Genomic DNA, 18453 nt, shown 5'->3' on the forward strand with positions numbered 1-18453 from the left:
AATGGAATTTAAAAAAGATGACCCCTATTCAATTTAGGAATCATCTTCTAGTTGCTTAACCTCTTTTTTTATTGTGTCCTTGACATGGGTGCCATTTTAAAACGGCCTCCGTTTACTTCTTTTTATTTTTCGCCATGATAAAAATTGGCTCTAATTCGCCTGCTTCATAAATAAACGACAGCGCTGTAATTGGTACCCGACCGCTTGCAAAAAAGCTCATCGTCATATGGGCTAGAACGTCATAACCAGTGTCATTTTGAATATCAGCAATAAGAAGAACGTCCTGATGCGGGACAGCCACAGCCATTGTACCAGTAATCTTATCTGACATATCCTTTAGAAACGCCTGGTTTAGAATTCTACTTGCATCATAACCATCATTTGATCTGACAAAATAGTATTTGTTTCCGGCCACCTCATCCTCTTTTAACGGAATCGACAGAGCCCGCACATTAAACATTGCGGTTTCACGGATACGTTCGATAGACCAAGCTGCCTCGCTAAGTAGCTGTTCATCGATTAATCGATATGAATTCCCTAAATCTAAAGCATAATAAATTCTTGTTTCAGCAGTATGCTCGTCATAGATAAAAGGGATATTTTCTTTTGAGCTAGTTGGAAATGAAGTTGCTCGAATAACCGGAAATATTTTCTGTTCGTTTCCGTTGAGAGTGACCGAATTCCCCATTGCTTGGAGGCCTTCCTCAACAAAGTACACAACCTCATCAATTGCTTGATCCTTTTGCTCATGCCATTTTGCGACGATTCCGGGAAGGGCTACATTAATGCCTTGTCCAGTTCGGAGATTTTCGATTCTTAGCTGGTCTTTTTCACGATCATAGATAAATTGACGACTTGGGTGCTTTAAACGTTTTTCCAGCTCTTTTCTAAGCTTTTTTGTATCCATTTTATTTCAAACCGGAAATAAACGCTTCGATTTCTTCTTGTGTTTTTCGATCCTTGCTCACAAATCGGCCTAGTTCTGTTCCGTTGTTATAAGCGATAAAACTTGGAATACCGAAAACATCCAATTCAGCACAAAGGTCGATAAATTGATCACGATCGATATGGATGAATGTATAATCAGTGAACTTTGCTTCAATTTCTGGTAGAACCGGTTCAATTACGCGGCAATCCTTGCACCAATCTGCTGAAAATAGGAAGATATACTTACCATTTTCACGAAGCTCACTAAATTGCTGATATGATTCTAATTTCTTCATTTTGTCTTCACCTCTAAATTATCTTTCCCAGATAACTGTTCAGTTACCTTAATAAATTGATGATAACAGGAGGCATAAGCACATGCAATTAATTCGAATTAACAAAAGCCGAAGGCGCCTTGCACTAGGCGCTATTCTAGTTTAAATAAAAATACCACAGTCCCATGACTGTGGTATTGATTGGGTAAGTTTATTTTGTTTTAGCTTTTTCCATTTTTACTGAATTGATAATTTGCATCATATATTCTGCATCATTTTTCATACTTTTTGTTTTGGTTTCAGTTGTCAGCTTCACACCACCGATTCCAATAGTTAGTTCCTGTTTGTCTTCTCCAAGATCATGAATCAACAAGAAACCAAATTTGTCACCTTTTTTATACGTTTTTTTATAATCATATTTTTTCGCATCTAAAGTGGCGTTATAGACAACTTTACTATTTGTACCTTCATGCTGATTATAAAATAAAATATATGTTTTTGAACCGTTTTTTAGTAGGACATTGTTTTGCGTTTTATCTTTAATTTCAAATCCAAATGGCAAATAGAAATGGACTGCTTCATTTTTATTATTGACCTTTTTCGGTGCGCTATTAAAAACTCCAGAAACCTTTTGCTCAGTCGCTTTATAGGCATCCTTTTCATTCGCTGAACAGGCACTTAGCAGTAGGACAGCTACGATAAAAAGCAAGGCTCCCTTTAAGAGTCTTGTCATGATAAAACACTCCTTGCTTAACGATTTTCACTTTTTATATCATAACTTTAATCGTTGGACAAAAACAAGGGGATTCATCGCCATTTTTTTACCATTTTAATAAAGTGTCAAAAATTATTCATCATTCTTGCTTGATTTCCCATTTAAGCGATAAAGATATTGTCCATACAATAGCTTCGTCACATGGGTAAACATCGTAGCTCGGTCGATTAGGCCAGCTGAAAAGATGCCAATTGCCCCCTCAGATTTTCGAATATTTTCCTTATGGGTTAATTGATCCATTACAGGACCGAGCTCTTGACCATTCTTTAGCGCATCAGCAACCTGCTCTGGCAACAGAATTCTCGCTCCGCCAGCAATAATTGGTCGTTCATCTTGATATGTTACTAGCGCCCCCCAGTTACATAGGAATAGACCAAAGGAAGTTTCATGCACCCCTCCTTCAAGCCCAATCCCTATGTGACCCTCACCTAGATTTAAGGCGTTAGTTGCTCGATTGACCGCTCCCATGATTGTTTCCTCATCGGAAAATGGCTGGTTACTCACTCCCGAAGGCGCATCAACGGAGACAAATTGAACTTGTTCCAGGGAGAATGCTTGCTTGACTGCCTCAATCTTGGCTGGATTTTTAGAACCAATAATAATCTTCATATATCCTCCATTATTGATTGCTGCGAATACTATCCACAGTTGATTGGTCACATGAGCGAACTAACTTAACGATTAGTTCTTTCGCTGCAGCATAATCATCGACATGAATCATTGAAGCATGAGTATGGATATAACGAGAGCAGATGCCAATCACAGCACTAGGAATCCCTTCGTTAGCTGTATGTACGCGTCCCGCATCAGTTCCGCCCTGTGATACAAAGTATTGGTAAGGAATATGATTAGATTCTGCCGTATCAAGAACAAACTCCCGCATGCCACGATGAGTAACCATGGATCGGTCCAGAATGCGCAATAACACTCCTTTACCTAAATGACCAAATTCCTTTTTATCTCCAGTCATATCGTTTGCCGGACTGGCATCCAACGCAAAGAAAAGATCTGGTTTGATTAGATTGGCTGCTGTTTGTGCCCCTCTGAGACCAACTTCTTCCTGAACAGTAGCACCAACGTATAAGATATTTGGCAATGTCTCCTTGTGGGTTTCCTGTAAAAGCTCAATGGCTAAACCACAGCCGTAACGATTATCCCAAGCTTTCGCCAGAATTTTTTTCGGATTTGCCATAGGCGTAAACGGACAAATCGGGGTAATTTGTTGACCTGGCTTAATGCCAATTTTAAGCGCATCTTCCTTATTATCAGCACCAATATCTATCAGCATATTTTTGATATCCATAGGTTTATTTTTTGTAGAATCATCTAAAAGATGTGGTGGAATGGAGCCAATGACCCCTGGAACCGGTCCATTGGGAGTAGTAATGTTCACACGTTGGGCCAACAGTACTTGACTCCACCAGCCTCCTAGCGGCTGAAAGCGGATCATCCCATTATCAGTAATTTGGGTTACCATAAAACCGACTTCATCCATATGACCAGCAACCATGATAGTGGGTCCAGAATCATTTCCTCGTTTTACTCCAAAAATACTGCCGAGCTTGTCTTGAACTATTTCATCGGTATACTTACTAATTTGTTCACGCATAAACGCACGCACGGCATGTTCATTGCCTGCTGCTCCCGGTAATTCAGTTAAAGTTTTAAAAAGGCTAAGAGTCTCTCCGTTCATTTATTCATGCTCCTTCATAGTGAGTCTTGGGATTGATGTTAAATATATATGTTCATCTTACCGAAATTTTTCAAGACAATCCACCATTAGCCATTTGTGTTAGCAGCTTGCTTGTAAACAAACGCTATTATATTATGAACTCTTTCTGCCATCTGATATGATATATGGTAAATGACGATACTGTTTTATTTTTTCAAAAGGGGGTATATGTTTGAACTGGAAAACATTTTTAATTGGGGTTGGTTCAGGGCTTGCTGGTGGAATTATAGCATCGTATTTACTGACAAAAGACCAGCAGAAAAAAATTTCTCCTGAGAAAATTCTGCAGCAGGTAAAATCGGCGTTTAAGGAGCAAGGGCCCATTCTCGGGTCATGGATTCATATGGAAGCGGAAAACTACGAAAAGAACAATCTCAGCTATCTTGTATATAAAGGTGGCATTTCCAAAAACAATCAAGACCGAACTGTACAGTATGAATTTATCGCTGATGCCACAACGGGTACTATTTTATCAATACAAGAACTTTAACGGCAAACTGACTTTCATGTAAAATTGATTGTAATAATTGTAAGCAAAAAGGGCACCTTATACCAATGAGAGGTATAGGTTGCCCTTTTGTTTTTATCGAAACTGTGCTTCAGAACGATAAATTCGATTTCCTTTTTGTGAGAACTTTTCTTCGTATTCTGTCATGATATTACCCTCGAAATCACTGTTATGAAGATCGAGGCTAACCCATTTCAACAGCAGTCCGTACTCGGAAAAGCTTCTCAACGAATACTCAAATAAACCTTGATTATCTGTTTTAAAATGGATTTCACCTTGGTTAATTAAAATATCCTCATATTGCTTTAAAAAGGTTTTATAAGTTAAACGTCGCTTTTCATGGCGATTCTTCGGCCAAGGATCAGAGAAATTCAAATAGATACGGTCGACTTCACCCTTTGCAAAAAACTCAGATAGATTCTCGGCGTTTGCGTTTAGTAGCTTCAAGTTTGGAACTTCTGCTTCAATTACGCGGTCCAAAGCTGTAACAATGACGCTTGGCATTAATTCAATTCCAAGATAATTGATGTGTGGGTTTGCTTGTGCCATACCTGTAATAAAGCGACCTCTGCCCGTTCCGATTTCGATATGAAGCGGCTGCTCAGTATCGAATACCTTGCTCCAGTTTCCTTTTAAGCTTTGTGGAGAGGTTATAACATATTGAGGGTATTGTGCTAATTTATCATTTGCCCATGGTTTATTTCTTAATCTCATTCGTGACACTCCTAAACAATATATACGTTCAAACAATAGCACGGCATGTTTGCTGTTGCAAGCTTAAATATTTCCTGTAGTGTAGTTCCTTTCCTATTTTCATAAGTAAGTTTAAGCGAATGAATAAACTAAAAAAGGAATCCACACATTAAGAGTGAACTCCTCCTCGAGAAAGGAACGATAACCATGCCATTAAGTGATCAAGATCAAGTGAATTTATTAAAGGATATATTAACGAACCACCAAACTGATTGCTGTGGTTCCGTGTCCGAATGTGAACAATTAGACCGTTTAGTAAGCTCGTTAATGGACAATTCCAATATTAATCAAAATGTAAAATCAGTACTAAGAAAAATCCAAAGCTACAGTCAATCCGGAATTCACGCAGCTAATTTAAATCAACATATTGAAGCAAGTCAGCAATCCTTATCGTCGTGGGTTAACGATATTGATGAATTCTCTTAGAGAATTTTATCTAAATAATCAATCCAACGCTTCATTTCCGAAATACGACTTTGTTTTTTATGCCAATGAATCGATGCCAATGTATGGGCGAGAACATACCATTTCATCCGAAGCATTAAATCATCTGTTGCTTCGATTCCATAAACGCTTAACCACTTCTGCCAATCACTTTCAGGGACATACCAATATAGCAATGAGCCTAAATCCATCGCAGGGTCACCAATCATTGCTCCGTCCCAGTCAATTAAATACAACTGGTTGTTATCACTGAGCAGCCAGTTGTTATGATTTACATCCCCATGACAAACAACTAATTTATCACACTTTATATGATGAACTTCGTTGGTTAAAAACTCTACAGATTTTTTTATCGACGGAATTTGCAATAATTCAATATCAAGCCCCTGCTGTACCATGTGCAGAAACGAAGCCGGCATAATGGGTTTAACTCCTAATCTGCTTAACATTCCCAATAATGGTTCAGAAAGATGGATTTTACGCAGCAGCTTAGCTACTTTTTCATCGTTCATTTCTAACGGAGATAATTCCCTACCATTTAACCATTGCTGGGCCGTAATGACGTCACCCGTTTCCAGTCGTTTTGTCCAAACTAGTTTTGGGACTAAACCCTCTGCTGACAAAACGGCAAGAAAAGGGGAAGAATTTCGCTTTAAAAAAAGCTTTTGTTCTTCATATTGTGCAAAAAAAGCTTTTCCTGTCGCTCCTCCTGCTGGGACAATTTCCCACTCAATCCCTAATAAATGCTCCAAAGTTGTTCACCTTCATTAATTCACAATTTCCGTCAAATTGCCAAAGTTAATTAGAAAAGCCAAGCGCCCATTTTTATCCTTCCAGAACGATTTCTTCATTATCATGATGACCTTGTTCTTTGCAGGATTGGGCGCTAAGCTCATAATTTATTAAATAAACATATAATAATTTTTTCCAAAAATCGATTAAAATTGACAAATACAATCTTAATAATATTATCCCCTATTTGCTTTCCTAGTCAAGCCTCTTTAGCTCAAAAGCTTTATTACCATTTTTTTCATTTTACTAAAACGGCAACACTTATCGGTTCAATAAAATAACGGATATGACTTGTCTCCCCGATTGGAACTGGACTTGACGCCGTGCCATTTGCCAAAACATGCCATTCTCCACTAATCGGCAGCTGTATTCCAATATAATCATTCATTGGATTGATCAGCACCACAATATGATTCCACAATCCATATTGGCCAACATCCTTTAAAAAATAACCAATTAACGGCTTTTCCAACGTTAAGAATGAGCTATGCTGTCGAATTTCCTTTGCTGTCGGAAAGCGGAACGCTTGATGTGATTTTCGAATCTTGATCAACCCTTTAAGATAATCAACATTATCCTGATGTTGAACTTTTTTACTCCAATCAAGCCAATTCACCTCATCCGGCGAACGATAGCTGTTCCCCACTCCATTTTTGCTTCGAAAAAACTCCTGACCGCTATGAAGAAACGGAATACCCTGAGCTAAAACGACCATCGACGTCGCAAGACGATGTCGCTTTTCAATCATGGCATATTCACTATTTTGATAACAACAGGAAAGCTTATCCCATAGTGTATGGTTATCGTGCGATTCAACGTAATTGACGGTTTGAATGGGCTCTGTAAAAATGCCTTGTGTTGGCTTTTCAATCCCTACGCTCCCAGCCAATACCTGCATGGCAGCCTCATGATAATGGTCATTGCCAAAACAATAACCACGGTCATACAAATTAAAGGTACTCCCCTTGATTGAATCGCGAAACCAATCATTAAATTGAGCGATCCTGGGAAGGTTTTTTTGATTTCGAATATTCGCCTTATCATCCGGTGAAATCGGTGTATTTAAATCCCAGCCTTCACCGAGAATAATTGCCGTGTCGTCCATTTCATCGACAAGCTTTCGAACCTGATTCATCGTTTCAATATCAATAATCCCCATTAAATCAAAGCGAAAGCCATCCACATGATATTCTGTCATCCAAAATCTAATAGAATCTAAAATAAATTTCCGAACCATTAACCGTTCCGATGCAATATCATTCCCGACACCTGTGCCGTTTGATGGCATGCCGTGATGATCATGGCGAAAATAATAACCTGGCAGGATTTTTTCAAACGAGGATTGCTCTCTGATGTAAACATGGTTATACACCACATCCATAATCACGCGTAAACCCAAAGTCTGTATGGACTGAATCATCTTTTTCAACTCGATAATTCTTGCATAAGGGTCCTTAGCGTTACTAGAGTAGCTTCCTTCGGGGACATTAAAATGGAGCGGATTATAACCCCAATTATAATCCTCTTTATCACCTAACTCATCAATACCTTCAAAATCATGAAAGGGCAAAAATTCTACATGAGTGACGCCTAATTCGTATACGTACGTTATGCCGGTTGGCAACCCATCCTCACCACATGTACCGGCTTCCTGTGCTCCCAAATAAAGACCTTTTTGACTCGCTCCACTTGCAGGATGAATCGTAAAATCTCGTATATGCGTTTCGTATATAATCGCATCTGTTGGATGTTTCAAGCTTGGTGGGTTCGGTTTTGCCATTCTTGTTTTTTCCAGATTAACAATAACACCCATTTTACCATTGGCAGTAGCGCTTACCGCATATGGATCAATAACCTCACGCCAGCTTTGGTTAATACAGATGAGAAAAGAGTAATGATAAAGCTCATAATCTCCTTTTCTTTCGATAAACCAAACTCCCTTTTTATTGCGATTCATTACATATTCTTCAGCAGAGTCTTGATTAGGTGATAACAGCTTTACCCTTACAGAAGTTGCCGTTGGGGCCCATAGCTTCAGACTAATCCGTTGCGGTGTATAGGTGACACCCAAATCATTACCTTCATAATAAAAACGCTGATCAAATTCTGGGGTGCGAATGACAGAGCCAATTTGTAAATCGGTCACTCCACCATGTTCATCTACAATCCAGGATGTTTCTCCAAATTGAACTTCGCTTTTATAATGACAAATATATTTAATATTAGCACCAAGGCTGATAATTTCTGCAATCTGAAGCTCGTGCCTAATGCCATCTTCAATTAGATAAAAGTGATTTGATATTCCGTTTTGATACGATTTAGGGAGAAGAATAGTGATCACATGCAACTCATCCAAATATGCTTCAAATTGGCGATCATCCAGACCCATCAAAATTCAACTCCTTTAATTCCTCTTTACGTCTGCAGCGATTGCTTTGACATGGATATAATTGACAATGCCTTTGGAATGACCTCAAGTTCCAGAGGGGTATTTCCACAAATTTCACCATCGGCATGAACTAACAAAGAATGTGAAGAGGAAATCGAAATCTTTTTCCCCGATAAAAGTGTCACCTCTTTAAATTTCACATGTCCTCCCCAGAAAACGCTAACAAAAACAGCCAAAAGCTTAATTTTCGATAGTTGGTTTACAATCACAATATTTAGTTCACCGTCTGTTGCGATTGCCTCAGGTGCAATAATCATTCCGCCTCCATAAAACGGCTGATTTGCAATCGTGATAAACCAAGTACTTGGGAATGAGTATTGCTCTCCGTCAATATTGATATCGATGCGACTGCACTTAAAGGAAAATAATTTTTTGATTAAAATCAAACCATACACCAGTCCACCAAGCGAAAACCTGTTAAATAACAATTTGAGTTTTGATTTATTTGCACCTGATGCTACCTCAGCGTCAAAACCAGCTCCCATATTGTTGGCAAAAAAGATTTCTTTTCCACCATGATTGAACCTTACTTTTCCAATATCTATATACTCCCGCTTTTTCTGCTCATGCTCGATGATTTGCTTTAAGGCGAGCAATGGCTCATTGGGAATCCGATAGCCCCTAGCAAAGTCATTCCCAGAACCACATGGGATAATACCCAATTTGATGCTAGAATAATGAATGATTCCGTTGATAATCTCGTGAATGGTTCCATCTCCGCCAACAGCTACGACAACTGTTTCACCAATACTTCCTTTAGCAATCTCTTCTGCAATCGCACTTGCATGTCCGGGATATTGAGTAAAATAAATCTGATATCTGACCCTTCTTCGTTCCAGCTCGGCTTTTACCACTTTCCATATGTGCTCTCCATATCCATTCTTTGACTGAGGATTTACAATAAAATGTAATGTATTCATCAAACCAACCTCTTATAGTATGTATATCGTTTCTTGTTTCTCCCGATGTATCTTTTGTCGTTTTATTTTTAAAGTTTTATAGGCTACCGTATTAGGACAATCGGAATGTGGCGATAGCTTCGTATTTGGGCACTTTATCCAAATGAGTTTGATAAAGAACAACCTCTTTAGCTAGGAAATGTATTGGCTCAGCAAAGCTCAGTCGGAGTTGCTCTGCCGTGAGTGGGAAAGGTGCTTCCCCTTTCCATTTTCGTGCCAAAGTAATATGTGGATGAAACGGGCGTGATTCAAGCTGAAAACCAGCTTGTGTGCATGCTGAAAAAACTGCGGCACGAACAGCGTCTAATCTCGGTTCCTGCTCAACCCCTGCCCAAAAAATCCTTGGTGAATCCTTGCGTCCAAAAGTACCTAATGATTGGATTGTCAGCGAAAACTCAGCATCATCACTTAGCTGCTCTTGAATGAATTGCTTAGATAGCTCAAGCTTTTCAACTGGGGCATCACCTAAAAAAGCAAGGGTAATATGATAATCCTCGCCGTGAACCCAGCGCAAAAAAGGCAATTCTCCTTGCAACTGTTGGCAATATTTATTTAACTGGGACTTTGTTTCAGCTGGAAGTTTTAGCGCATAGAAAAAGTGGGTTTGTCTGTGCTCCATTCGTCGCTGCTCCTTTTCTGAAAAATAAAGAGGGTTCATGAGTTTTGAAACTTATGAACCCTCTAGAGGATTGTGCTTACTTTATCTCGCCACATTGCTTTGAAATTTCTGATATGAATAGCTGCTGCAAACCAATCGCCACCTTGCCCGGCTGCCCGTTACCAATTAGTTTCCCAGCAACCTCAACAATCGGCGTCACCTCAGCGGTTGTGCTAGTCATGAACACCTCATCAGCATTCATCAGGTCATCCACTGTAAAGCTAACTTCCTGATACGGAACTGAATGTTGCTGACATAATAACAGCAGCTTCTGACGAGTGATCCCGTTCAAGATGAACCGATCAGCAGGATGAGTATATGTAACACCATTTTTCACAATCGAAATGTTGGAGGAGCTCCCCTCCGTAACTTTATCACCGCGATGTAGTATCGCTTCAAAGCAACCTAATTCAGCCGCCTCCTGCTTGGCAAGAATATTTCCTAGCAAATTTAAGCTTTTGATATCACATTTGAGCCACCGTTCATCCTCAACAAGAGCCGCTTTTACACCATGACTAATGTTGTTAACAGGACGACCCAATTCCTTCGTATACGCTACAAACGCAGCCTGAGTATCACTAGCAGGAAAAGCATGGTTACGAGGTGCTACGCCTCGTGAACATTGTAAATAAACAATTCCGGTCCCAAGAGCATTCTTTTCAATCAGCGTCTTTAGCATGTTTTCAATCTCAGAAAGGGAAAACGGCAGTGTCAGCTTGATTTTTCCAGCACATTCACTTAAACGCTCCAGATGCTCACTTCCAGCAAACATCTTGCCGTTGTATACACGAATCACCTCATAAATGCCATCACCGAATTGGTAACCACGGTCTTCGATATCTACCTTTGCATCATTTCGTTCAATCACTTGACCATTCAAAATTACGTAACTCACGCTGCCTCACTCCTTCTGATCAGTTACACAAGCAAGCTCATAAATCGCTTGGGCATAGATTGCGGTTGCTTTTAATAAATCGTCAATGATGATATATTCATCGCGCTGGTGGGCAATATCATCTCTTCCCGGGAACAGCGGACCAAACGCCACTCCAGACGTTAAAGAGCGGGCATACGTGCCACCACCAATTGCCAAAAGCTTTGCTTCCTCTCCTGTTTGTTCTTCATACACCTTCTGAAGCGTTTGAATCAACGGATTGCTCGCTTCAACATGATGCGGATTAGAATTGGAGAAATTTTCAATAACAAAACCTTTATCCTGTAAAAATAAAGCTAGTTTAGCTTTCGTATCCTCAATTTGATTGGTCACAGGATAGCGCAGATTTAAGCCAAGCCGTCCACCTTGTTCTTTTGTATAGCTAAGTTTCCCAACATTAATCGTTAATTCTCCAGAAATTTCATCTCGAAATTGAACTCCCAAGGCCCGACCACGAGAATCCTTCCCAAAATAAGTGATGACGAAATTGATATATTGCTTAGCTCTTGGATTCAATTTAAGACTTGCAATATAATTTGCTAAGAAGATACCGGCATTTTTACCTTTATCAGGCTCCATTCCGTGGGCCGAAACACCTTCTAGCTCTAAAACTAATTTACCGCCATCCACGTATTGTTTTCCAGAGAGTCCATTATCTCTAATATAGTTATTAAAGCATTGAATAATATCCGTTTGTTCCCTTAAAGCATCCAGCTCTGCCCTGGCAAAATCGGGAACCATATTATATCTCCGGCCCGACTGAAACGAGAGTAATTCAACCTGATAATCCTTCTCTTGTTCAGACTTCAATGTTTGCACTAAATCAAAGTCGGCAATCCCTTTTTCGGCATGGATGATTGGAAAATCGGCGTCTGGAGCAAATCCAATTGTTGGCATTTCTTCATGTGCAAAATAATGATCGACACAGCGCCAATTGCTCTCTTCATCAGTACCTATGATCATCCGAACGCGGCGAGTCATTGGAACACCCAAGTCCTTAACAATTTTCATCGCATAATAGGCAGCGATTGTCGGACCTTTATCATCGATGGCTCCACGGGCAAAAATTTTACCGTCGCGAATTTCAGCAGCAAACGGGTCACTCTTCCAGCCGTCACCTTCAGGCACTACGTCTACATGGCATAGAATTCCAAGCAGCTCCTCACCTGTTCCAAATTCAATATGGCCTGCCAAGTTCCCGACGTTCTTGACGTGAAAACCGTCAGTTTCGCCCATCTGGAGCATGAACTCAAGCGCTTCCTTCACTTCAATCCCTAACGGAGCATCGTCCGTAGCATTTTCCTCATCCAATATGCTTTTTATATGTAATAGATGTTGCGTATCCTCAATTAACTTATGTTTTCTTAATTCTACTTGTTTACTCCAATCAATAGGTTGCAAATGAAGATTCCTCCTTCGTTTATACACTCTATACATCATTATACACAGAATCCATTCTTGAAAACGAATCGTTTGCTAATCTTTCACAAACCAGTTATGATATAAATAAATTAATAAAAAATTTAAAATTTTCAGTCTTTGGCATATTTACTCCTTTTCCCACCATATTGTATAGTATTAATAAAAGAAAGGGGAATTTGTCCGAATTAACACTAAAAATTAAATATTTGTTAAAAAATACTGATTAAGTAGCAATTTTCAGAGAACAGTTGTAAAATTATATTAGAATCATCATCATCGTAGAAATGCCTAAAACGCATTAGAAAAGGAGTTGTCTGCAGAGGGAAAACTACATATGTGAAGTCTTACTTCATGAGCCAGTCGGATGCAGGTATTTGCCACGGGTTTGAAAAAAGGATAGGGAGTGGTTTTTTGAAACCTTCGACTAACCGAATGCTAAACCGTATCAAATCCATCTATATGTTTATTCAAAAAAATGGGACCGTATCGACACAGGATCTGGTAGAGGAATTTGGTATTACGCCTCGAACGATTCAACGAGATTTAAATGTTTTGGCTTATAACGACTTAGTAGAAAGTCCCAGCCGCGGCAGATGGACAACAACTCACAAGAAGGTGAAGATGTCATCTTAAAAAAAAATGCGGACACACCGCGAGACGTTGACAATTTATTAACTTAAAATATTCCGCTAAAAAAAAGAAATCGTCCATTTGGGCGATTTCTTTTTATTGGGGCTGATAGGCTTGCAATTGTTCAATTTCTTCCTCCGTCAATTCCCGATATTCTCCGAGTTCAAGCTCTTCATCTAGTATTAACGGACCCATTGTCATTCTTTTTAAATAAACAACCCGTTTTCCGACTGCTTGAAACATCCGCTTAACTTGGTGAAATTTCCCCTCGGTAATTGTCAGCTCTATCTCTGAGCGAATTCCACTTTTAAGAATCGTTAATTCACCTGGCTTCGTTACATAACCGTCATCCAAGGTAACACCTTCTTTAAAAGCGTCAATATCGGCTTCAGTTACAACGCCATCAATCACCGCATAATACATTTTTGGAACGTGTTTTTTCGGTGATAGCAATCGATGCGCCAACTGTCCATCATTCGTTAGTAACAACAATCCTTCCGTATCCTTATCCAGCCGCCCCACTGGGAATGGCTCAAAAATCGCATCGTCCATTTCCAATAAATCCAACACCGTTTCATCGCGATGATCCTCGGTAGCCGAAATGACCCCTGGCGGCTTGTTCATCATCAAATAAATATATTGGCGATATTCAATGATTTCCCCATTTAAAGATACCGTATCATTGTTAGGGTCTACTTGCTGTTTCGCATCCTTTATCACGGTATCATTGACTTTAACACTACCAGATTTCAATAATTGCTTTACTTCTTTGCGGCTGCCATATCCAAGATTTGCAAGCATCTTATCAATTCTCATTGTCATCATTACACCTTCTTACTTTAAAAGACTATTTAGGCTGTTGCCTATACCAAACCATATGAACGACATAGACTGTTATCATGCTTACCCAATAAAAAAATGGAGATGATACATGATGATGGACTATCGACAACAACAATTCCCATTCCCAGGTGGCGGCTTTCCTGGTGGTGGAGGCGGGAACGTTGACCGTCGCCTTGACAGACTTGATCGCCGCGTTGATCAGCTTGAAAGACAAATGAATCAATTAGATCGCCGTCTCGATAGAATTGAACGCCGTTTAGGAATTAGAGAGCAAGAACAACACCCTCAACAATTACAAAGCCAATATCCACCGCAACTTCCAATGCACGGCTATTATTACTAAAGCTTAGTTAGTGAACAAGATGCCCCATTTATCCACCATACCAGGTGATTAATGGGGCTTTGTTGTTTATCCTTATGCAAAGCTTCACAACCCTGTTTTAAAACGGTAACCGTAATTTTCGTTTCACGGCATGCGCTCTTTGCCCGAATAATAAATAGACAAGCTTAGATCGATAAGCCAAGAAAATATATATAGCTGCACCTACTGCCGCTGTCAATCCAATAATAATTAACGATTGCAGTTTGGAAGCTGGTGATAAAAATAATGAAGATAACTTTAACGTAATAAACGCACCGGCGAACATCGCAAATGTGAACGCGACAATTAGCAATGAGCGGCGTACGACAAAACGAAATGGATATCGGGCAAACTTTTTAATCACGATTAAATTGATGATGATAGCTGCACTATATCCTAATGCCGTCGCCAGAACAGCACCACTTGTTTCAAACATTTTTATCAAAGGGATATTAAGGCTTAATTTTATCAAAAGTCCTACCAAAAGGCTTAAAATGGTAAAACGTTGTTCATTAATCCCCTGCAAAATGGCTGCCGTAACAGAGTATAACGCAAATAAAATCGCCACAGGTGAATAAGCGCGTAGCACTTCAGTACCTAATTCCTTATGTTCATAGAAAACCGTAAACACCGGTTCAGCTAATAACGATAAACCAACAACAGCCGGTAACGTTAAAAATAACATCACCTGGAAAGTTTGATTTAACTGTCTAAATAATTCTTTGCGGTTTTTCTCAACAAATGCCTTTGTTATACTCGGAACAAGCGTTAATGAGAAGGCAGTTGCTAAAGAAACAGGAATAATGACTAATTTATGGGATTCGAAGTTTAGAACACTGAAAGCATACTCAGTTTGCTTTGCTAAACCAATTGAAACCATTGCTTTGTTAAACGTTAATTGATCGATAAATTGGAATAATGGATTAGCAATACCCACAAATACAAATGGTGCAGCATATATAAATACTTCTTTATAAATTTGTGTTAAAGAAATTTGCACCGTGCCTTTGTCCTGCAACAGTAATTCATCCAAGAACGGCTTTCTTTTATACCAATACCAAAATAAAACAAATAAGCTGCCGATTGCACCAATAAATGCCGCAAACGTCGCCACACTTACCGCTGTGACAAGACTACCGTCCATAATATGTAAAACAACATATGCACCTGCTAATACGAAAGCAATGCGGACAATCTGTTCAACAACCGTAGACACAGCTGATGGGCCCATCGATTGATGCCCTTGGAAAAAGCCGCGAATCAAGCTCATAAACGGAACAACAATTAAGGCAAAGCTGACAGCACGAATAACAGTGATGACATCCTTAACGTTAGAGACCTGGTCCTTATCTTCAATAACCATATTAGCTAAAAGTGGAGCAGAAAAATACAACAATAAGAATGCTACTACTCCAGTCGTTAGCATGACCAATAATCCCGATTTAAACAGCTTTCTTCCGACCCCATATTCCTCAAGTGCATTGTATTTGGCAATAAACTTGGAAACAGCTAGCGGAACCCCTGCCGTTGCAATACTGATAAAAATGGTATATGGTACGTAGGAATATTGATAAAGGGTCGTCCCTTTATACCCAACGATTGCATAAAACGGAATGACGTAAAATAAGCCTAGTACCTTTGAAATAATCGTTCCCAATGTAAGTATAAATGTTCCTCTTAATAGCTTTGACGACATAAAATCCCTCTTTACCCCGAGAAGCCCCGGCGCTTGCGTGCAGCATGACTCTTTATTGCAGGTTGCAGGTGCGCCTTAAGCTAGACAGTAATCTAATTTTTACGAAAGTAAAACGAAAAAATCACTCTAATTTTGTATTTTATCATAACCTGTCGAAATAGTTTATAATTATTAAGTTGCTTTTATTAAAGTTAAATAAAGTTGGTGAATCTATATGCTTTTTGATGTAATCGTGATTGGCGGAGGGCCTTCCGGATTAATGGCTGCCATTGCCGCAGCAGAACAAAATCGCAAAGTGCTCCTCGTCGATAAAGGTGATAAATTAGGTCGTAAACTGGCCATATCAGGCGGAGGTCGCTGTAACGTCACAAACAGACTTCCTGTAGCCGAAATAATCAAACATATCCCCGGCAATGGGCGCTTTTTACATAGTGCTCTATCCATTTTTAGCAATGAGGATATCATCGCTTTCTTTGAAAAGCTAGGGGTTGAGCTTAAGGAAGAGGACCATGGTCGCATGTTCCCTGTGAATGACCGCGCCCAGTCCGTTGTTGATGCACTCATTAGTCGTCTTGATGAACTCGGTGTCAAACGCTGGACGAATTGCTCTGTTAAGGATGTAGAATACACAGAAGATAGGGTCGCTTCTGTTCGCTTACATAATGGTGAATTCGTTGAGGCAAAGGCTGTCGTTATTGCCGTCGGTGGAAAATCAGTCCCACATACCGGCTCAACTGGCGATGGCTATGCTTGGGCAGAAAAAGCCGGCCATAATGTTACTGAGCTTTACCCAACTGAAGTTCCGCTAACCTCAGCCGAACCATTTATTAAGAGTAAAATTTTGCAAGGTTTATCCTTGCGCGAGATTGCTTTAAGTGTATTAAATCAAAAAGGCAAGCCGTTAATCACTCACAAGATGGATATGATCTTTACGCACTTTGGCATTAGTGGTCCCGCCGTCCTCCGCTGCAGCCAATATGTCGTCAAAGAAATGAAAAAAACCGGTCGCAAAGAAGTGCTGATGAGTCTTGATGCTGTTCCCGACCAAAATGAAGAAATGCTATTTCAAGAGATCATAAAAATTTTGAAGGCTGAGCCAAAAAAAGCGTTAAAAAACAGTCTAAAAGGTATTTTACCAGAACGCTATTTACTATTCTTGCTTGACCAGTACGGGCTTGACCCGCATAGTGCGGGCGCGTCAGTCGGGCACGATAAGTTGCGTAGCTTCGTAGCTGGCTGTAAGCATTTTCAGTTTAGCGTGAATGGGACACTATCACTGGAGAAAGCATTTGTGACTGGCGGTGGTGTGTCGGTTAAGGAAATCGAACCACAAACAATGGCATCACGGAAAATGAACGGTCTTTATTTTTGCGGAGAAATCCTTGACATCCACGGCTATACCGGCGGCTACAACATTACCTCTGCACTTGTGACAGGTCGCTTGGCCGGGCTGAACGCCGGGAAATACGCCGCTTCAATGGCGAGATAGATTAGTTTTCTTGGTTTGTTCATGTATGTTTGTTATTAGTGCCCTTTTTTTCGTCGACTGATTGTTTGAAAATAGGGCACTTAATTGTATTTTAGTACCCTATTTTTGTTTAATCTTTGAAACGAGGGCACTTATCAGTCGTCTATGTACCCTATTTTTGTTTAATCTTTGAAATAAGGGCACTTATCGGTGGTCTTAGTACCCTATTTTTGTTTAATCTTTGAAACGAGGGCGCTTATCGGGCGGCTATGTACTCTATTTTTGTTTAATCGTTGAAATAAGGGCACTTATCGGTGGTCTTAGTACCCTATTTTTCACAGTCATTCAAAAATAGGGCACTTATAAGGGCACCGTACTTCGCAACTGTATCATGCCCGGTAAATGACCATTGCCGAGAAGCAATAAATTTGCTCTTCTTCATCTTCTTGGTAAGCAGCGACATTGTATTTGATGTCGACGAGTTTCCGTTCGTCCAAATCCTCGAGAAACTTGTTCATATCGTCCTCTAAATCCTTCTCATGCTCATAATCGAATACTTTTACCTGAATCACGCAAGTCTTCCTCTCGTTTTTAACACCATTATTGCCAATTTTCCGACTTTTTATATTACAATTTTTGAAAAATAACGATTGTTTGAGGAGGCGAATTGATTTATCCGAGGTTTTCTGCTTTTTGTCCGACGTTTATTGGCATTTATCCGAAGATTTCGGTCTAACCCCCTAAGTTTGGACACTTGCTCATGATTTCTTGCGATTCCTTACTTTCTCTAATTATGCAGAAATTTTGTAACCTGTAATTTTACCTTC

Annotated in this window: 20 protein-coding genes; 5 read left to right on the top strand and 15 right to left on the bottom strand. The window is 39.7% G+C overall.

What is annotated here, in order from left to right; all coding sequences use genetic code 11:
- Positions 1–112 precede the first annotated feature (112 nt).
- The 5 genes from HHO41_RS21095 to HHO41_RS21115 form a co-directional block, all read right to left on the bottom strand.
- Positions 113–907 carry a DUF1444 domain-containing protein gene (locus HHO41_RS21095; RefSeq protein WP_169102381.1) on the bottom strand — a complete coding sequence of 265 codons (795 nt, stop codon included), beginning with the start codon at positions 905–907 and terminating at the stop codon, positions 113–115.
- Position 908: 1 nt separating this feature from the next.
- Positions 909–1223, bottom strand: coding sequence for a thioredoxin family protein (locus HHO41_RS21100; protein WP_169102383.1), 315 nt, complete (start codon positions 1221–1223; stop codon positions 909–911).
- A 190-nt stretch (positions 1224–1413) separates the two neighbouring features.
- The gene (locus HHO41_RS21105) at positions 1414–1935 is read right to left on the bottom strand and encodes a hypothetical protein (RefSeq protein WP_169102385.1); all 522 of its coding nucleotides are present in this window, start codon (positions 1933–1935) and stop codon (positions 1414–1416) included.
- A gap of 114 nt (positions 1936–2049) precedes the next feature.
- The gene (locus HHO41_RS21110) at positions 2050–2586 is read right to left on the bottom strand and encodes a DUF84 family protein (protein ID WP_169102387.1); all 537 of its coding nucleotides are present in this window, start codon (positions 2584–2586) and stop codon (positions 2050–2052) included.
- A 10-nt stretch (positions 2587–2596) separates the two neighbouring features.
- Positions 2597–3670, bottom strand: coding sequence for a M42 family metallopeptidase (locus tag HHO41_RS21115; RefSeq protein WP_169102389.1), 1074 nt, complete (start codon positions 3668–3670; stop codon positions 2597–2599).
- Positions 3671–3881: 211 nt separating this feature from the next.
- On the opposite strand from HHO41_RS21115, the gene HHO41_RS21120 reads away from it, so the two are divergent.
- A complete protein-coding gene (locus HHO41_RS21120; RefSeq protein WP_169102391.1) occupies positions 3882–4199 on the top strand; it encodes a PepSY domain-containing protein in 318 nt (105 codons plus the stop codon).
- A gap of 93 nt (positions 4200–4292) precedes the next feature.
- Here HHO41_RS21120 and trmB read toward each other — a convergent pair whose 3' ends face one another.
- Positions 4293–4931 (bottom strand): tRNA (guanosine(46)-N7)-methyltransferase TrmB, encoded by a 639-nt coding sequence (trmB, locus tag HHO41_RS21125; RefSeq protein WP_169102393.1) that lies wholly within the window; start codon positions 4929–4931, stop codon positions 4293–4295.
- A 186-nt stretch (positions 4932–5117) separates the two neighbouring features.
- Between trmB and HHO41_RS21130 the strand changes: the two genes are divergently transcribed.
- The gene (locus tag HHO41_RS21130; RefSeq protein ID WP_169102395.1) at positions 5118–5396 is read left to right on the top strand and encodes a YtzH-like family protein; all 279 of its coding nucleotides are present in this window, start codon (positions 5118–5120) and stop codon (positions 5394–5396) included.
- Here HHO41_RS21130 and HHO41_RS21135 read toward each other — a convergent pair.
- The 6 genes from HHO41_RS21135 to pepV all read right to left on the bottom strand — a co-directional run bounded on the left by HHO41_RS21135 (position 5393) and on the right by pepV (position 12607).
- Positions 5393–6166 (bottom strand): phosphotransferase family protein, encoded by a 774-nt coding sequence (locus tag HHO41_RS21135; protein ID WP_169102397.1) that lies wholly within the window; start codon positions 6164–6166, stop codon positions 5393–5395. The genes HHO41_RS21130 and HHO41_RS21135 overlap by 4 nt on opposite strands.
- Positions 6167–6444: 278 nt before the next feature.
- Complete coding sequence (pulA, locus tag HHO41_RS21140) at positions 6445–8595, bottom strand: type I pullulanase (RefSeq protein WP_169102399.1); 2151 nt, start codon at positions 8593–8595, stop codon at positions 6445–6447.
- 26 nt (positions 8596–8621) lie between these two features.
- Positions 8622–9575, bottom strand: coding sequence for a diacylglycerol/lipid kinase family protein (locus tag HHO41_RS21145; RefSeq protein ID WP_169102401.1), 954 nt, complete (start codon positions 9573–9575; stop codon positions 8622–8624).
- A 91-nt stretch (positions 9576–9666) separates the two neighbouring features.
- Positions 9667–10233, bottom strand: coding sequence for an RNA 2',3'-cyclic phosphodiesterase (thpR, locus tag HHO41_RS21150; protein WP_169102403.1), 567 nt, complete (start codon positions 10231–10233; stop codon positions 9667–9669).
- 76 nt (positions 10234–10309) lie between these two features.
- Complete coding sequence (dat, locus tag HHO41_RS21155; protein ID WP_169102405.1) at positions 10310–11167, bottom strand: D-amino-acid transaminase; 858 nt, start codon at positions 11165–11167, stop codon at positions 10310–10312.
- Between the two features lie 6 nt (positions 11168–11173).
- On the bottom strand, positions 11174–12607 hold the full coding sequence (pepV, locus tag HHO41_RS21160; protein ID WP_169102414.1) for a dipeptidase PepV: 1434 nt from the start codon (positions 12605–12607) through the stop codon (positions 11174–11176).
- Positions 12608–13039: 432 nt separating this feature from the next.
- On the opposite strand from pepV, the gene HHO41_RS21165 reads away from it, so the two are divergent.
- Complete coding sequence (locus tag HHO41_RS21165; protein WP_015595300.1) at positions 13040–13261, top strand: DeoR family transcriptional regulator; 222 nt, start codon at positions 13040–13042, stop codon at positions 13259–13261.
- 93 nt (positions 13262–13354) lie between these two features.
- On the opposite strand, the gene HHO41_RS21170 is transcribed toward HHO41_RS21165, so the two are convergent.
- On the bottom strand, positions 13355–14074 hold the full coding sequence (locus HHO41_RS21170) for a pseudouridine synthase (RefSeq protein WP_169102423.1): 720 nt from the start codon (positions 14072–14074) through the stop codon (positions 13355–13357).
- 115 nt (positions 14075–14189) lie between these two features.
- Here HHO41_RS21170 and HHO41_RS21175 point away from each other — a divergent pair, with 115 nt between their 5' ends.
- Positions 14190–14444 (top strand): hypothetical protein, encoded by a 255-nt coding sequence (locus HHO41_RS21175; protein ID WP_348981344.1) that lies wholly within the window; start codon positions 14190–14192, stop codon positions 14442–14444.
- Positions 14445–14541: 97 nt separating this feature from the next.
- Here HHO41_RS21175 and HHO41_RS21180 read toward each other — a convergent pair whose 3' ends face one another.
- The gene (locus HHO41_RS21180; protein WP_169102416.1) at positions 14542–16158 is read right to left on the bottom strand and encodes a putative polysaccharide biosynthesis protein; all 1617 of its coding nucleotides are present in this window, start codon (positions 16156–16158) and stop codon (positions 14542–14544) included.
- Positions 16159–16372: 214 nt separating this feature from the next.
- Here HHO41_RS21180 and HHO41_RS21185 point away from each other — a divergent pair, with 214 nt between their 5' ends.
- Positions 16373–17647 (top strand): BaiN/RdsA family NAD(P)/FAD-dependent oxidoreductase, encoded by a 1275-nt coding sequence (locus HHO41_RS21185; protein WP_169102419.1) that lies wholly within the window; start codon positions 16373–16375, stop codon positions 17645–17647.
- A 368-nt stretch (positions 17648–18015) separates the two neighbouring features.
- Here the strand turns inward: HHO41_RS21185 and HHO41_RS21190 are convergent, their stop codons facing one another.
- Positions 18016–18198 (bottom strand): sporulation protein Cse60, encoded by a 183-nt coding sequence (locus tag HHO41_RS21190; RefSeq protein ID WP_169102421.1) that lies wholly within the window; start codon positions 18196–18198, stop codon positions 18016–18018.
- Positions 18199–18453: the final 255 nt, after the last annotated feature.

Origin of the sequence: Bacillus sp. DNRA2 (assembly GCF_012843265.1) — a bacterium.
In the GTDB taxonomy this organism is placed as follows: domain Bacteria; phylum Bacillota; class Bacilli; order Bacillales; family Cytobacillaceae; genus Bacillus_BU.

Bases quoted from the DNA above. Each gene is read 5' to 3' on its own strand.
- HHO41_RS21185 (WP_169102419.1), top strand. From the start codon at position 16,373: ATGCTTTTTGATGTAATCGTGATTGGCGGAGGGCCTTCCGGATTAATG.
- HHO41_RS21100 (WP_169102383.1), bottom strand. From the start codon at position 1,223: ATGAAGAAATTAGAATCATATCAGCAATTTAGTGAGCTTCGTGAAAAT.
- HHO41_RS21145 (WP_169102401.1), bottom strand. From the start codon at position 9,575: ATGAATACATTACATTTTATTGTAAATCCTCAGTCAAAGAATGGATAT.
- HHO41_RS21180 (WP_169102416.1), bottom strand. From the start codon at position 16,158: ATGTCGTCAAAGCTATTAAGAGGAACATTTATACTTACATTGGGAACG.
- HHO41_RS21110 (WP_169102387.1), bottom strand. From the start codon at position 2,586: ATGAAGATTATTATTGGTTCTAAAAATCCAGCCAAGATTGAGGCAGTC.
- trmB (WP_169102393.1), bottom strand. From the start codon at position 4,931: ATGAGATTAAGAAATAAACCATGGGCAAATGATAAATTAGCACAATAC.
- HHO41_RS21095 (WP_169102381.1), bottom strand. From the start codon at position 907: ATGGATACAAAAAAGCTTAGAAAAGAGCTGGAAAAACGTTTAAAGCAC.
- HHO41_RS21175 (WP_348981344.1), top strand. From the start codon at position 14,190: ATGATGATGGACTATCGACAACAACAATTCCCATTCCCAGGTGGCGGC.
- HHO41_RS21105 (WP_169102385.1), bottom strand. From the start codon at position 1,935: ATGACAAGACTCTTAAAGGGAGCCTTGCTTTTTATCGTAGCTGTCCTA.
- HHO41_RS21115 (WP_169102389.1), bottom strand. From the start codon at position 3,670: ATGAACGGAGAGACTCTTAGCCTTTTTAAAACTTTAACTGAATTACCG.
- HHO41_RS21170 (WP_169102423.1), bottom strand. From the start codon at position 14,074: ATGAGAATTGATAAGATGCTTGCAAATCTTGGATATGGCAGCCGCAAA.
- thpR (WP_169102403.1), bottom strand. From the start codon at position 10,233: ATGGAGCACAGACAAACCCACTTTTTCTATGCGCTAAAACTTCCAGCT.
- HHO41_RS21130 (WP_169102395.1), top strand. From the start codon at position 5,118: ATGCCATTAAGTGATCAAGATCAAGTGAATTTATTAAAGGATATATTA.
- pulA (WP_169102399.1), bottom strand. From the start codon at position 8,595: ATGGGTCTGGATGATCGCCAATTTGAAGCATATTTGGATGAGTTGCAT.